Genomic DNA, 13587 nt, shown 5'->3' with positions numbered 1-13587 from the left:
GACTCCTCAGTTTGACGGGACTGTCCGAATAGTAGGTAGTCGAGCGCCCTGCCAGCAGCGGGCGGCATCTGTCGCCGAAGTTCGTTCATATGGGTCACCAGCTTGCCGCACCGCCAGTTGATAGTCCCCCCGGGCGACCGGCCTGACAGACCTACTGGCTCGGCCAACCGGATGGTTAGTATCGGGTATTCCTCGGGGCAGGAAGGACACCCGCCATGACCACCGAATCCGTCGCACCTGAGGCCGCGGCCGAGGCCCGGCCCAATATCCCCGCGACCGTGAGACGGCTGCGCGAGACCTTCGCGACGGGCCGGACCCGCAACGTGGACTGGCGAAGGCGCCAGCTGTTGGCGCTGGAGAAGATGCTCGTGGAGAACGAGTCGGCGATCGCCGAGGCGCTGTACCAAGACCTCGGCCGCGCGCCGTTCGAGGCGTGGTTGGCCGACGTGGCCAGTACCGCCGCCGAGGCCAAGGACGCTGCGAAGAACATCGGAAAGTGGACGCGCCGCAAACACCGGCTGCTCGAGATTGCGCAGCTGCCCGGCCGCGGTTGGGTCGAGTACGAGCCGTACGGCACCGTGCTGATCATCGGGGCCTGGAATTTCCCGTTCGCATTGACACTCGGACCCGCCGTCGGGGCCATCGCCGCCGGGAACACCATCGTGCTCAAGCCGTCCGAGGTGGCGCCCGCATCCTCGGCGTTGATGGCGGACCTGGTGCCGAGGTATCTGGACAACGGCGCGATCACGGTGATCGAAGGCGACGGCGCGGTGAGCCAGGAACTGATCGCCCAGGGCCTGGACCGGGTCTGCTTCACCGGCGGTAGCGAGATCGGCCGCAAGGTGTACGAGAGCGCGGCGGCGCACCTGACCCCGGTCACCCTGGAACTCGGCGGCAAGAGCCCGGTGATCGTCGCGGCCGACGCCGACATCGACGTCGCCGCCAAGCGGATCGCCTGGACGAAGCTGCTCAACTCGGGCCAGACCTGTATCGCGCCGGATTACGTGCTCGCCGACGCCGCGATCCGCGACCAGCTGGTCGACAAGATCAAAGCCGCCGTCACGACGTTCGAGGCAGGCAACACGGCGGGAAAGCGGATCGTGAACCAGCGGCACTTCGACCGCTTGGCCTCCGCGCTCGCCGCAACGAAAGGCACCGTCGCCGTCGGCGGCGGATCGGACGCGTCCGAGCTGTTGCTCCAACCGACGGTCGTGGTGGATCCCGACGTGGGCGAACCGTTGATGACCGACGAGATCTTCGGGCCCATCCTTCCCGTGGTGACCGTCCAAAACCTCGACGAGGCAATCAAATTCGTGAACTCGCGGCCTAAGCCGTTGGCCGCCTATCTGTTCACCAAGGCAAAGGCCGTGCGGGAGCGGGTGATCAAGGAGGTGTCGTCCGGCGGCATGGTGGTCAACCACCTCGTCGTCCAGTTCACCACCACCAAGCTGCCCTTCGGTGGGGTGGGCGTCTCGGGCACGGGCGCGTATCACGGCAAGTGGGGCTTCGAGGAGTTCAGCCACAAGAAGACGGTGCTGACGAAGCCGACCCGACCCGACTTGGCGGCTGTGATCTACCCCCCGTATACGCAGAAGGCGTGGAAGCTGGCGCGCAAACTGTTCTAGTTTGATCGTCGGCGGAGCTACCCCTATGAGAGGAACCACATGCCTGGAGTGCAGGATCGCGTCATCGTCGTCACCGGGGCCGGTGGCGGACTCGGCCGCGAGTATGCGCTGACGCTCGCCAAGGAGGGCGCCAGCGTGGTCGTCAACGACCTGGCGGTGCGCGTGACGGTACCGGGGCGGGTTCGGCGATGGCTGACGAGGTGGTCAAGGAGATCAAAGACGCCGGCGGCCGCGCTGTCGCCAATTACGACTCCGTCGCCGAGTCAGAGGGCGCGGAGAACATCATCAAGACCGCGCTCGACGAGTTCGGCAAGGTCGACGGTGTGGTCAGCAACGCCGGCATCCTGCGCGACGGCACGTTCCACAAGATGGAGTTCGCGAACTGGGATGCCGTGCTGAAGGTGCACCTCTACGGCGGCTACCACGTGCTCCGTGCGGCGTGGCCACACTTCCGCGAGAACGGTTTCGGCCGCGTCGTCGTCGCCACTTCGACCAGCGGACTGTTCGGCAATTTCGGCCAGGCCAACTACGGCGCCGCCAAACTGGGGCTCGTCGGCTTGATCAACACGCTCGCCCAGGAAGGCGCGAAGTACAACATCAAGGCCAACGCCGTCGCGCCGATTGCGGCTACCCGAATGACCCAGGACATCCTGCCGCCCGAGGTGTTCGAGAAGCTCACGCCGGAGTACGTGGCCCCGGTGGTGGCCTATCTGTGCACCGAGGAGGTGGCCGACACGGCGTCGGTGTTCATCGTCGGTGGCGGCAAGGTGCAACGTGCCGCGCTGTTCCAGAACGACGGGGTGACGTTCTCCGACGGGGTGCCGTCGATCGACGACGTCGCCGCCAAGTGGGGTGAGATCACCGATCTGTCGGGGGCGCAGCGGGCCGCCTTCAGTCTCGGTTGAGAAGGTGAGAGCGCTTGTCGCGCAGGAACTCTCTGGACCTTCAGGGCTGGCCTACACCGACGTGGACGATCCGGCGGATGTCAGCGAAGACACCGTGGTCGTCGATGTCGGAGCGGCGGGGGTGTTTCCCCGACCTGCTGCTCCTACGCGATGAATACCAGCTGAGGCTGGATCCCCACGGTCAAAGTGAACCGGCTGCTGCTACGCAATGTCAGCGTCGTCGGCGTCGGATACGGTGAATTCGTGAACCGCACGCCGGGTGCGCAAGCGCTGTTCAGCTCGGGTGTCGCCCGGCTCGTCGATGCGGGCCTCAGACCACCGCCTCCGGTGCAGTTTCCGCCGTCGAAGGGCGCCGAGGCATTGGAGGCGCTGGCCAGCGGCGGGGTCCTGGGCAAGTTCGTATTGGAGCCGTAGATGAGGGCTTGCGCGAAGAACAGACGGCGCCGATGAGCGCTTGCGCGAAGAACAGACGGCGCCGATGAGCGCTTGCGCGAAGAACAGACGGCGCCGATGAGCGCTTGCGTGAAGAACGGACAGCGTAAATGAGTACCAAGGCATTGGCGTTTGATGTGTTCGGCACCGTCGTGGACTGGCGTTCGAGCATTATCGCCGAACTCGAGCAGTTCGGTGAAAGCCATGGCGTTCAGCAGGATTGGCCCACGTTCGCCGACAACTGGCGCAAGGGGTATGCGCCCGCGATGGACAAGGTGCGTCGCGGGGAGCTGCCGTGGACCAGAATCGACGACCTCCACCGCGGCATTCTGGAGGAGTTGCTCCGCGGCGCGGGTGCCTCGGTCGGTGACGAAGAAATCGACCACCTCAACCGGGCCTGGCACCGGCTGGACCCGTGGCCGGACAGCGTTGCCGGCCTGACGCGGCTGAAACAACGGTTCGTCATCACCACGCTGTCGAACGGCAACGTCTCGCTGCTGACCAACATGGCCAAGCGGGCCGGGCTGCCGTGGGACTGCGTGATATCGGCTGAACTGTTCCACCACTACAAGCCGGATCCAGAGGCGTATCTCGGATGCGCCGACCTGCTCGGTGTGGCACCGGGCGAGCTGATGCTCGTCGCCGCCCATCCCAGCGATCTGCGTGCGGCTCGCCAGGCGGGGCTGATGACGGCCTACGTCGACCGGCCGCTGGAGTTCGGTCCCAATCGGCCTGCTCAGAGCGTCGACGACAGCGAATTCAATTTCACTGCAACAGATTTTCCGGACCTCGCCGACCAGCTGGAGGCGTGAGCGGACGGCGTAGCGTGGAAGCGTGAGCGACCAACTGCATAGCGAACTGCCGCAGGCGCTGCGCAGGGCGCTGGACCTACTTGCCGACCCGCCGGCAGAGCCCGATGTCAGCCGCGGATATCTGGACCTGCTCAAAGACTCCCCCGAGGGGCCGCCGAAGAACACCGGCGCCATCCAGGCGGTGTGGGCGTCGAGAATCGGGTCGATGCTCTACGACAACGCCCAGGTGACCGCCCGCAGGGTGCTCAGCGTGTTTCAGGCCCCGATCGACTGGCTCAGCATCCCGTTCGGCGGCACCGCGCTCGACGTCGGCAGCGGGCCGGGCAACGTCACCGCGGCACTCGCACGCGCCGCCGGCCCGGACGGTCTCGCGTTGGGGGTCGACATCTCCGAGCCGATGCTGGCTCGCGCCGTGAACGCCGCGGCCGGACCCCAGGTCGGTTTCCTGCGAGCAGACGCGCAGCAGCTTCCGTTGCGCGACGAAACCGTCGACGCCGTCACCTCCATCGCCATGCTGCAGCTGATCCCCAACCCCGGGGTCGCCCTGGCCGAGATGGCCAGGGTGCTGCGCCCCGGCGGCCGTATCGCCGTGATGGTGCCGACCGCCGGAACCGCGGGTCCGCTCTGGCGGATGCTTCCCGACGGCGGGGCCAAATTCTTCGGTGAGGACGAACTCGGCGACATCTTCGAAGACCTCGGCCTCGTCGGCGTGCGGACGAGGAGCCTGGTGAACTTCCAGTGGGTCCGCGCGAAACGACCGTGACCCGCTGAGACCCCGTAGATTCGAGCCGTGAGTACCGGCGGCATCGTCCTCGTCGCGCTGGTCATCGCCGTCGGTGTGGTCGGCATCGTGGTGCCGCTGCTCCCCGGCACGCTCCTGGTGTTCGCGTCGATCACGGTCTGGGCCGTGGTCGAGAACAACGTGACGGCGTGGGTGACCCTCGGCGTGGTGACCGCCGTGCTGGCCGCCTTCACGTTGGTCAAATACCTGTGGCCGATGCGGCGCATGCGGGCCGCCGATGTCGGCACATCGATTCTGGTGGCCGGAGCGGCGCTGGGGGTCATCGGCTTCTTCGTGATCCCGGTGCTCGGCCTGGTGATCGGCTTCGTGCTCGGTGTCTATCTGGCCGAACTGGCGCGCAGGCGCGATCAGCGGGTGGCATGGACGTCGACCATGCACGCGTTGAAAGGTGTGGCGTTGTCGGTCGGCGTCGAGTTGGCGGGCGCACTGCTGGCCACCGCGGCCTGGGTGGTCGGCGTCTATCTGACGCAATAGGACGCTTTTCGCCGAGACATGCTGGCTAGCATGAACAGATTGACCCGTATCCGGGCCATCCGCCGTTGAGTTGGGGGCGGTGCAGATGTGAGCGAGTTGCTACCGGTCGGAACGGTGACGCTTCTGTTGGCCGATGTCGAGGGATCCACGCGGCTCTGGGAGGCTCAGCCGGAACAGATGTCGGCCGCGTTCGCGCTCTTGGACCGGACTCTCGCTGAGAGTGTGGCGGCCCATGACGGTGCACGTCCCGTGGAGCAGGGTGAAGGGGACAGCTTTGTCATCGCGTTCGCCCGTGCCAGCGATGCGGTGGCGTGTGCTCTGGACTTGCAGCGGGCACCGCTGTCTCCGATCCGGCTGCGTATCGGCGTGCACACCGGTGAGGTGCTATTGCGCGATGAGGGCAACTACATCGGGCCGACCATGAACAAGGCCGCACGACTGCGCGATTTGGGCCACGGCGGCCAGACGCTCCTGTCCGGCGCGACCGAGGAAATCGTCGATGACCGACTTCCGCTTGGTGCCTGGTTGACGGACTTGGGCACTCACTCGCTGCGGGGGATGGCACGCCCCGAACGGGTGGTACAGCTGGGCCACCCCGACATCCACAACAAATTCCCGCCGCTGCGGACGGACAAAACCGTTGTCGCAGAGAATCTCCCGGCGCAGCTCACCAGCTTCATAGGCCGCTCTGAACAGATCAAGTACGTGCAGCACCTCTTGGCCGACAACCGGCTTGTGACATTGACTGGCGCAGGTGGTGCGGGGAAAACCCGGCTGGCATTGGAAATCGCGGCGCAAATGGCGTCCGGGTTCCGAGAGGGCGCCTGGTTCGTCGATCTGGCGCCGATCAGCGATCCCGACGCCGTTGCCGTTGCGGCCGCCCGTGCGCTGGGCTTGCCTGACCAACTTGGCCGTACCAGCGTGGACATGTTGGTCGGCTTCACCGCAGACCGTCACATGCTGGTGGTGTTCGACAACTGCGAGCAGTTGCTCGACGCGAGCGCAGAGCTGGCAGTCGCGCTCTTGAGTGGCTGCCCCGGTCTGACGCTATTGGCCACCAGCCGCGAGCCGATCGGCATCACCGGCGAGGTGACTTGGCGTGTGCCGTCACTGTCCATCGCCGACGAGGCGATCGAGCTGTTCGCGGACCGCGCCCGACGAGCCCGCCCCGATTTCAGCATGACCGACGACGACGCCGCCACCATCATGGAGATTTGCCGCCACCTGGACGGCATGCCGCTGGCGATCGAACTCGCAGCAGCGCGGGTACGTTCCTTGTCGTTGGCCGAGATAATCGACGGTCTTCGTGATCGCTTCCGCCTGCTGACCGGCGGCGGTAGAACCGCGATGCGCCGCCAGCAGACGCTGCGCGCATCGGTCGACTGGTCGTATGCCCTGTTGACCGAGTCCGAGCGCGCACTGTTTCGGCGGCTGGCGGTGTTCGTGGGCGGGTTCAACCTAGAGGCCGCTCACGCGGTTGCCGGAGGGGGCGAGATGGAGCCCTACAAGGTGCTCGATCAGCTCACAACGCTCGTCGACAAGTCGCTTGTGGTGGCCGAAGAGAACGGCGCGCGCACGCGATACCGCTTGCTCGAGACTGTGCGCCAGTACGCGCTGGAAAAGCTGGGTGATTCAGAAGATGCCGACGCCGTTCGCAAGCGGCACCGCGACTACTACATGGCGTTGGTGGATCTGTTGCTGACCCAGGATCGCACTGCCCGTGAGCATCTACAGACTGCCGAGGGCCTTGTTCCTGCTGCCGGCCCGGCGGCCCCCGGCGTGAGCGTCGCCGGCTCAGAGCAGGCTGTCAACGAGATGGACAATCTGCGTGCCGCGTTCGCGTGGAGCGCCGAACTGGAGCCGGATCCCGAGGTATTGGTTCGGGCGGCACGAGGTGCGGCGTGGCTACTCGATTTACCCCTCGCCGATCGCCTGGCTGATGCAGCCCTCAGCGCCGGGGCGGGTGTACAGGCGAATGTAATTCGCGCACATGCGTTGTCATTCCTCGGCCGCGGCCACGAGGCGGACGCTCTGCTCATTGACGCACAAAGGATGGACCACACTGAACTCGGCCAAGCCGGATACACGACACTACGAGCGATCAACCGGCACTTCACTCTCGCCGATCCCACGGGCGCCAAGATACTGATTGACCAGGCGGCGGAGAGTGCAGGACGTCCGGCCCGGAGCGTTATCACCGCATTCCTCACGGTGTACTGGGCGGCAATGGGGTGTCCGAAAGCGGCCGAGGCGTCATCGCGACTGATCGCATGGCATCAAATACCCGACGTCGCCGCGCGCGCGACGGCGTGGGCGATCACCGTCGCCCTGGGCGATTCAGGCTCCACTTCCGCTGCGGTGGGCGCCGCAGAAGCGGGGTACGCGATCCCGGTACGCGGGTACTTCGTCATTACCGACGCCCATGTCGGTGCACTGCTGCTGGCCGGACGAATCTCGGACGCTCAGGGTGAAGCCCAGACCTTTCGCCGGCGAGTGGCCGTCTACGCGAGCCCGCAGTTCGACCCCATCTTTGCCGCCGTCGCGGGAAGGTCAGACTTGGGCGCAGGCCGGATCAACACCGCATGCGTCATGCTGGAATCCGCCGCCACAACCTTCGCTGCCATGGGCGAGCCCCAGGGATGGTGGTACCGAGCTCAGCTAGCACGCACGACGGCGCTAGCTGTCGCCGGCTTGGCAGAGCAGGCCGCCGCCGCTCTACGGGCGCTGCAGGAAAACCGCCATCCGGGATGGCGATACCTGGACTACGAGTATGCGATCGCTCAGGGGTGGGTGGCCGCTGGCCAAGGCGCCATTGGCAAGGCGATCACAGCGCTGTTGTCCGCGGCCGCAATCGCAGGAGCAAACGGACAATTGGCGGGCGAGGTGGTGTGCCTGCAGACCGCGGTCCAGTTCGGTGACAGTTCGGGCGCGAAGAGGTTGAGCGAACTTGCCCTGGTCGTCGAGGGCCCACGTGCCGGCGCGGTGGCCCGATTTGCCGCTGCTCTTAGCGCAGACGATGGGGAGGAACTGGCGTTGGCTTCCAACGACTTCGAGATAATGGGCGATCTTGTCGCCGCCATCGATGCGGCCGCCTACGCGGCCATCTCCTATCGGCGGCAGGGACTCTGGGGCGCGGCGCTGGAATGTGCGACGCGTGCCGAAGTGCTCGGTGAGCAATGTGGCGCGATGACGCCTGCACTTCGCGGGGTGAGCGATCGCTGACCAATCGTGTCAGTTCAGTTGGTCGATGATTGCTGCCGAGTCCAGCCAAACGTTCTCCCGGCTGATCAACCCGTCCCGGAACTCGAAGACGTGCAATATGCGGAAGCGGATGGTTCGCCCGTTGCCGGGTCGACCCAGCATCGATCCGATGACCGTGCCCGTCATCATCTGCTCGAGAATCATCGCGTCATCGGTTACATACCGACGCAGAACCTCTTCGCCTCCGACGCGGAAGTTCGCGGTCAGGTGCTCGTAGAAGTCCCGCGCTCCATCAACGCCCTTGCTCGGGCTGTGGGGGAATCCGACGGCGTCATGTTCGACATCGTCGGTGTAGACGGCGACCGCTCCGTCGATATCGCCGCGGCCTTCTGCCTGCAAATGGCTCTCGACGAGGTCCCGCATCTTCTCGACGTCCATCGTGGCCTCCTACCAGCGCCCAAGCATAAAGTACCGCTGACAAGGGCGGCTCGGAGCTAATCGGATAAAGGAGTGGCGCTGTCGGTCGGCGTGGAGTTGGCGGATGCAGTTCTGTCCGAGTCAGACGAATTGTAGACGTCGTGGGCTTCCAATCGAATATGCCCATTGCGTAGTGCGTTCATTGTGATGGGTTTGTTGGAGATTGCGGAGGAGTGCAGGCGATGGCGGAACACGACCTTGCTGCGTTGTGGGATGCGCACTGCCGGTGCGAGTTCGAGACACGCGATGTCGACGCGACCATGGCCACCATGGTCGCCGAACCGTACGTCAACCACATCCCCACCATGACCGGTGGTGTGGGCTTCGAAAAGCTGCGTGATTTCTACGCCAACCATTTCCTCGGAGTGAACCCGCCCGACATGGAACTGGTGCCTGTCAGCCGGACAGTCGGAGAGAGTTCAGTTGTCGACGAGTTCATCCTGCGCTTCACCCACACCACACACATCGACTGGATGCTGCCCGGAATCCAACCCACCGGGCGCGCCGTCGAGATCCCGATGGTCGCGATCGTGCAGTTTCAGGGCGACAAACTTGTGCACGAGCACATCTACTGGGATCAAGCCAGCGTGCTCGTGCAACTGGGTTTGCTTGAAACCGAAGGTCTTCCAATCGCGGGTGCCGAAACCGCGCACAAGGTGCGCGACGTGTCGCTGCCCAGCAACACATTGATGAAGGCAGCGCACTGAACCTGTTCGGCCACCTACCATCAGCCCCATGCGTGGCTCGAAGATTCTGATCACCGGCCCGACCGGCCAGGTCGCCACACCTGTCGCGAAGGCGCTCGCCGCCGACAACGAGGTCTGGGGGATCGCCCGGTTCACCGACACCGCGGCCCGTGCGGGCCTCGAGAAGGCGGGGGTGCGGTGCGAGACGGTCAACCTGGCCGCGGGCGACTTCTCCGCGATCCCGACCGACTTCGACTACGTGATCAACCTCGCGGTGGCCAAGAGCGGCAGATGGGACAAGGACCTCGCGGCCAACGCGGAGTCGGTCGGTCTGCTGATGGCCCACTGTGCCGACGCCAATGCCTTTCTGCACTGCTCCTCGGCCGCCGTCTACGACCCCCCCGACGACGAGCCGCGAACCGAATCCTCTGCGCTGGGCGACAACCACAAGACGATGTTCCCGACGTATTCCATCTCGAAGATCGCCGGTGAGGTCGTCGCCCGCGCGATGGCGCGTGCCCTGGGGGTGCCCACCGTCATCGCGCGGCTCAACGTGCCGTACGGCGACAACGGCGGGTGGCCGTTCTATCACATGGAGATGGTGCTGGCCGGTGTCCCGATCCCGGTCCCGCCCGGTGGGCCCGCCCGCTACAACCCGATCCACGAAGACGATTTCATCGCGACCCTGCCGAGGCTGCTCGACGCGGCGTCGGTCCCGGCGACCACGGTCAATTGGTGCGGCGAGCAGATTGTCAGCCTGCAGGAGTGGTGCGGCTACCTCGGGTCGCTGGTCGGCCGGGAGCCCGTCTTCGAGGAGAGCGCGCAGGCGCTGCGCGGTGGCCCCACCGACGTGACCCGGATGCGTGAGTTGGTCGGCGGCACCACGGTCGACTGGCGCGACGGGATGCGGCGCATGGTCGCCAAGTTCCACCCCGAACTGGTCGGCTAGCCGAGGAGCGCCGCGCGCACCTTGGCGATCTCCCCGGCCGTCACACCCGCCGCCTCCAGGTAGCCCGACAGCGAGCCGTAGTTCTCCTCGATCGACCGCCGCGACGCGTCCAGGTAATCCTCCCGCACGCCGAGCACCTCGTCGGTCAGCCGGGCTTCGGCGAAGGTGATGACCTCAGGTGTCTCGGAGCGGTCCCGCACCGACTCAAGGATCTGTTCGCGAAGCTGGGGCACCGCGGCGTTGCTGCGCAGGAAGTCGGCGAGGACCGCGTCGCGCGGGATACCGATCGCGCCGAGCACCGTCGCGACCGTGAACCCGGTCCGGTCCTTACCGGCGAAGCAGTGCGTGATCACCGGACGATCGGCGGCCAACAGCGAAATCACCTGGCGCACAGCCCGTTGCGCGCCTCCCATGGTGGGGAAACGGAGGTACTCCTCGATCATGAAGCGGCCGGCGGCCACCGCGACATCCTCATCATCGGGCTTCTCGCTCATCATCTTCTGGAACGTCGCCTCGTGCGGCGCTTCGCCGTCCACCGCCGACACGTCCGGGAACGGCAGCAGGTGGACCTCGACGCCGTCGGGGACCAGGCCGGGCCCGCGGCGCTCGACCTCGCGCGGTGACCTCAGGTCGGCGACATCGGTGATGCCGAGCTCGACGAACCGCCGCCTGCCCTCCTCGGAGAGTCCACTGAGCTCACTGGACCGGAAGAACCGGCCCGGGCGCACGCCGGCCTCCTCTGCGACGTCGCGGAAGTTCCACGCTCCCGACAGCTGCCCGAGATCGATGGTCACGGGTTCGTCACCGCCGCGGCGAACGCGCTCTTCTCTTTTCCGATCTCGGAGCGCGCGACGGTGCGCATGTGCACCTCGTCGGGCCCATCGAAGAGCCGCATTGCCCGGTGCCAGGCGTACAGCTGGGCCAGCGGGAAGTCATCCGATACGCCCGCCGCGCCGTGCACCTGAATGGCGCGGTCGAGGACATCGCACGCCACCCGTGGTGCGACTGCCTTGATCTGCGAGACCAGAAGGTGGGCTTCCTTGTTGCCGTGCTGGTCGATGGTCCACGCGGCCTTCTCGCACAGCAGGCGGGCCTGGTCGATCTCGTTGCGCGAACGGGCGATCTGCTCACGCACCACGCCCTGCTCGGCCAGGGGTTTGCCGAACGCGACGCGCTTCTGCACCCGGTCGACCATCAGCGTCAGCGCCCGCTCGGCCGCGCCCAACGCCCGCATGCAGTGGTGAATGCGGCCCGGTCCCAGCCGGGCCTGGGCGATCGCGAAGCCGCTGCCCTCCTCGCCGAGCAGGTTCGTCGCAGGCACCCGCACATTATCGAAGGTGATCTCGCAGTGCCCGTGCTGGTCCTGCCAGCCGAATACCGGCAGCGACCGTAATACCGTGACCCCCGGTGTGTCGATCGGGACCAGAATCATGGACTGCTGCTGATGGCTGGCAGCGTCGGGGTTGGTGCGGCCCATCACGATCAGGATCTTGCAGCGGGGGTCGGCCGCACCCGAGATCCACCACTTGCGGCCGTTGATGACGTAGTCGCCACCGTCGCGCAGCATCGTCGTCTGGATGTTGCGGGCATCGCTGGAGGCGACCGCGGGCTCGGTCATGGCGAATGCGCTGCGGATCTCGCCGTTCAGCAGCGGCTCCAGCCATTGCCTGCCCTGTTCCTCGGTGGCGAACAGGTGCAGCGTCTCCATGTTGCCGGTGTCGGGCGCCGCGCAGTTGGTCACCTCGGGCGCGATCTCCATGCTCCAGCCGGTCAACTCGGCCAGCGGCGCGTACTCCACATTGGACAGACCCGAGATCGGCGGCAGGAACAGATTCCACAGTCCGCGCTCCTTGGCCAGGAGCTTCAGCTCCTCGATGATGGGCGGAACGGTGTGGTCGTCGGGACCCGCCGCGACCCGATAGTCGTGGTAGGTCTTCTCCGCCGGAAAGACGAACTCCGTCATGAATGCGCTGAGACGTTTGTGGTAGTCCTGCGCCTTGGCCGACATCGCGAAGTCCATGCTCGCCACGATATGACACCCGTCGAGAACGGCTCCGGCGAGATCGGTGCTAGCTACGCGTGACCTAACCGCGCAGGGGATCCCAGGATTGGATCCTGCGGTGGACGTAGGCCATCTCACGAACAATCGCGGCGACCGTATTCGGCTCACCGTGCTGAGTGAAGGTCGACCGGTCCCACCACATCATCTTGGTCCGATACCGCTCGTCGGGGTAAGGAGTGCCGGGAATGGGCGCCACCAGGCCGCCCGACGAGCTCCACCGCTCCAGGACATGGGTGGCCGCGGTCGCCATCAGAAACTTGGCGCCGAGCAACTGCATGCCATGGAAGCCGCTCCGCGGAATGATCTTGGTGGGCCGCTGCTTGGCATCGGGCTCGTCGTCCAGCCAGGCGCCCTTCATCTCGAGAACGCCGAACGGTACCCGGTCGGCGATCATCTTCCGGACCTGGCCGATCCCGGGCTGATCACCCCATTCGATGACCGCACGCGAGTCATCCGGGCTATGCAAGGGCCCCTTCGCCCGCACCCCACCCACGACCCGGCCGCGGCGATCCGTGATGGCCCAGAACAGCACCGTGTCGGCGGCGCACAGCGCCGCGCTCTCGTCGAGAGCGTTCCTGACGCCGAACCTGGTGTAGCTCACCACGGCGCCCTCGTAGTACTGCTCGAACAGCCCGACCTCCGCTGATGGCGTCGCCATGGTGACCGAACAGCCCGTTTCCGCATCCCACCAATACGTGCTCAGCGGTCCGTCGATCATCGATGAGCGGGCAGCGAGCTCAACCACAGACATGGTTCGGCCTCCTTAACCTGAATACCAATTACCAGCAACGTCCTTCGGGGTGAAGCATAGCGGTGTCGAGCAGGTGTTTGTGTGGAAATCCAAAAAGACAGCGAACTCCAAAGCCATGAGCTTTCGCACGGTTCGGCACCCCGCAACGTCGGTTGCGCGTCGCGGGGGAACAACTGAGCAGGCGCGACGACACACGCGCAGGGCAAAAATGCCAACCGCTTGCGTGCATGTCCGCGGCATTTCGGGGACGTGTCGTTCAGCTCAGGGCGGACAACGGGAACACCTCAGGTCGCAGGAGACCGGAACCGCCGACAGCAAACCGGCAGCAAGCTGGGCGTCATGGGAACCCGGTTCGCCCTAGCTCGAAGATGGCAAATTATCGTTTGCGTTGAAAAGCGCGCGGCAAGTCCC

The 13587-nt window shown here is 65.8% G+C and carries 10 protein-coding genes and 3 pseudogenes; 9 read left to right on the top strand and 4 right to left on the bottom strand.

Features of this window, described 5'->3' with window-relative positions; genetic code table 11:
- The first annotated feature begins 215 nt into the window (after positions 1–215).
- From ACVWWN_RS02530 to ACVWWN_RS02500, 7 genes and pseudogenes are all read left to right on the top strand, one after another.
- Positions 216–1625 (top strand): aldehyde dehydrogenase family protein, encoded by a 1410-nt coding sequence (locus tag ACVWWN_RS02530; RefSeq protein WP_457142481.1) that lies wholly within the window; start codon positions 216–218, stop codon positions 1623–1625.
- Between the two features lie 39 nt (positions 1626–1664).
- Positions 1665–2530 (top strand): annotated as a pseudogene (locus ACVWWN_RS02525) (SDR family oxidoreductase).
- Positions 2531–2695: 165 nt separating this feature from the next.
- Positions 2696–2944, top strand: a pseudogene (locus ACVWWN_RS02520) (NADPH:quinone oxidoreductase family protein); the annotation flags it as partial.
- A gap of 128 nt (positions 2945–3072) precedes the next feature.
- On the top strand, positions 3073–3774 hold the full coding sequence (locus tag ACVWWN_RS02515; protein ID WP_457142480.1) for a haloacid dehalogenase type II: 702 nt from the start codon (positions 3073–3075) through the stop codon (positions 3772–3774).
- A gap of 22 nt (positions 3775–3796) precedes the next feature.
- A complete protein-coding gene (locus ACVWWN_RS02510) occupies positions 3797–4537 on the top strand; it encodes a methyltransferase domain-containing protein (RefSeq protein WP_457142479.1) in 741 nt (246 codons plus the stop codon).
- 27 nt (positions 4538–4564) lie between these two features.
- Positions 4565–5050, top strand: a complete 486-nt coding sequence (locus ACVWWN_RS02505; RefSeq protein WP_457142478.1) for a DUF456 domain-containing protein — start codon at positions 4565–4567, stop codon at positions 5048–5050.
- 87 nt (positions 5051–5137) lie between these two features.
- A pseudogene (locus ACVWWN_RS02500) lies at positions 5138–6904 on the top strand (ATP-binding protein); the annotation flags it as partial.
- Positions 6905–8281: 1377 nt separating this feature from the next.
- On the opposite strand, the gene ACVWWN_RS02495 reads toward ACVWWN_RS02500, so the two are convergent.
- The gene (locus ACVWWN_RS02495; RefSeq protein WP_457142477.1) at positions 8282–8689 is read right to left on the bottom strand and encodes a nuclear transport factor 2 family protein; all 408 of its coding nucleotides are present in this window, start codon (positions 8687–8689) and stop codon (positions 8282–8284) included.
- Between the two features lie 221 nt (positions 8690–8910).
- Here ACVWWN_RS02495 and ACVWWN_RS02490 point away from each other — a divergent pair, with 221 nt between their 5' ends.
- Positions 8911–9435, top strand: a complete 525-nt coding sequence (locus tag ACVWWN_RS02490; protein WP_457142476.1) for an ester cyclase — start codon at positions 8911–8913, stop codon at positions 9433–9435.
- A gap of 28 nt (positions 9436–9463) precedes the next feature.
- A complete protein-coding gene (locus ACVWWN_RS02485) occupies positions 9464–10363 on the top strand; it encodes an NAD-dependent epimerase/dehydratase family protein (RefSeq protein ID WP_457142475.1) in 900 nt (299 codons plus the stop codon).
- On the opposite strand, the gene ACVWWN_RS02480 is transcribed toward ACVWWN_RS02485, so the two are convergent.
- The 3 genes from ACVWWN_RS02480 to ACVWWN_RS02470 form a co-directional block, all read right to left on the bottom strand.
- Positions 10360–11157: a tyrosine-protein phosphatase gene (locus tag ACVWWN_RS02480; protein WP_457142474.1), complete on the bottom strand. Its 798-nt coding sequence runs from the start codon at positions 11155–11157 to the stop codon at positions 10360–10362. The two genes, ACVWWN_RS02485 and ACVWWN_RS02480, sit on opposite strands and share 4 nt — an antisense overlap.
- On the bottom strand, positions 11154–12371 hold the full coding sequence (locus ACVWWN_RS02475) for an acyl-CoA dehydrogenase family protein (RefSeq protein WP_457148971.1): 1218 nt from the start codon (positions 12369–12371) through the stop codon (positions 11154–11156). The genes ACVWWN_RS02480 and ACVWWN_RS02475 overlap by 4 nt, the downstream gene beginning before the upstream one ends.
- Positions 12372–12447: 76 nt before the next feature.
- Entirely contained in the window at positions 12448–13176 is a 729-nt protein-coding gene (locus ACVWWN_RS02470; RefSeq protein ID WP_457142473.1) for a hypothetical protein, read from the bottom strand.
- Between the last annotated feature and the right edge of the window lie 411 nt (positions 13177–13587).

Source organism: Mycobacterium sp. URHB0021 (genome assembly GCF_054057895.1).
The sequence above is the reverse complement of the archived record's forward strand: the minus strand, read 5'-3'. Positions and strand labels throughout refer to the sequence as shown.

What these genes read in the sequence shown, in the direction of transcription:
- ACVWWN_RS02490 (WP_457142476.1), top strand. Translation starts at nt 8,911, where the DNA reads ATGGCGGAACACGACCTTGCTGCGTTGTGGGATGCGCACTGCCGGTGC.
- ACVWWN_RS02485 (WP_457142475.1), top strand. Translation starts at nt 9,464, where the DNA reads ATGCGTGGCTCGAAGATTCTGATCACCGGCCCGACCGGCCAGGTCGCC.
- ACVWWN_RS02495 (WP_457142477.1), bottom strand. Translation starts at nt 8,689, where the DNA reads ATGGACGTCGAGAAGATGCGGGACCTCGTCGAGAGCCATTTGCAGGCA.
- ACVWWN_RS02515 (WP_457142480.1), top strand. Translation starts at nt 3,073, where the DNA reads ATGAGTACCAAGGCATTGGCGTTTGATGTGTTCGGCACCGTCGTGGAC.
- ACVWWN_RS02475 (WP_457148971.1), bottom strand. Translation starts at nt 12,371, where the DNA reads ATGTCGGCCAAGGCGCAGGACTACCACAAACGTCTCAGCGCATTCATG.
- ACVWWN_RS02530 (WP_457142481.1), top strand. Translation starts at nt 216, where the DNA reads ATGACCACCGAATCCGTCGCACCTGAGGCCGCGGCCGAGGCCCGGCCC.
- ACVWWN_RS02470 (WP_457142473.1), bottom strand. Translation starts at nt 13,176, where the DNA reads ATGTCTGTGGTTGAGCTCGCTGCCCGCTCATCGATGATCGACGGACCG.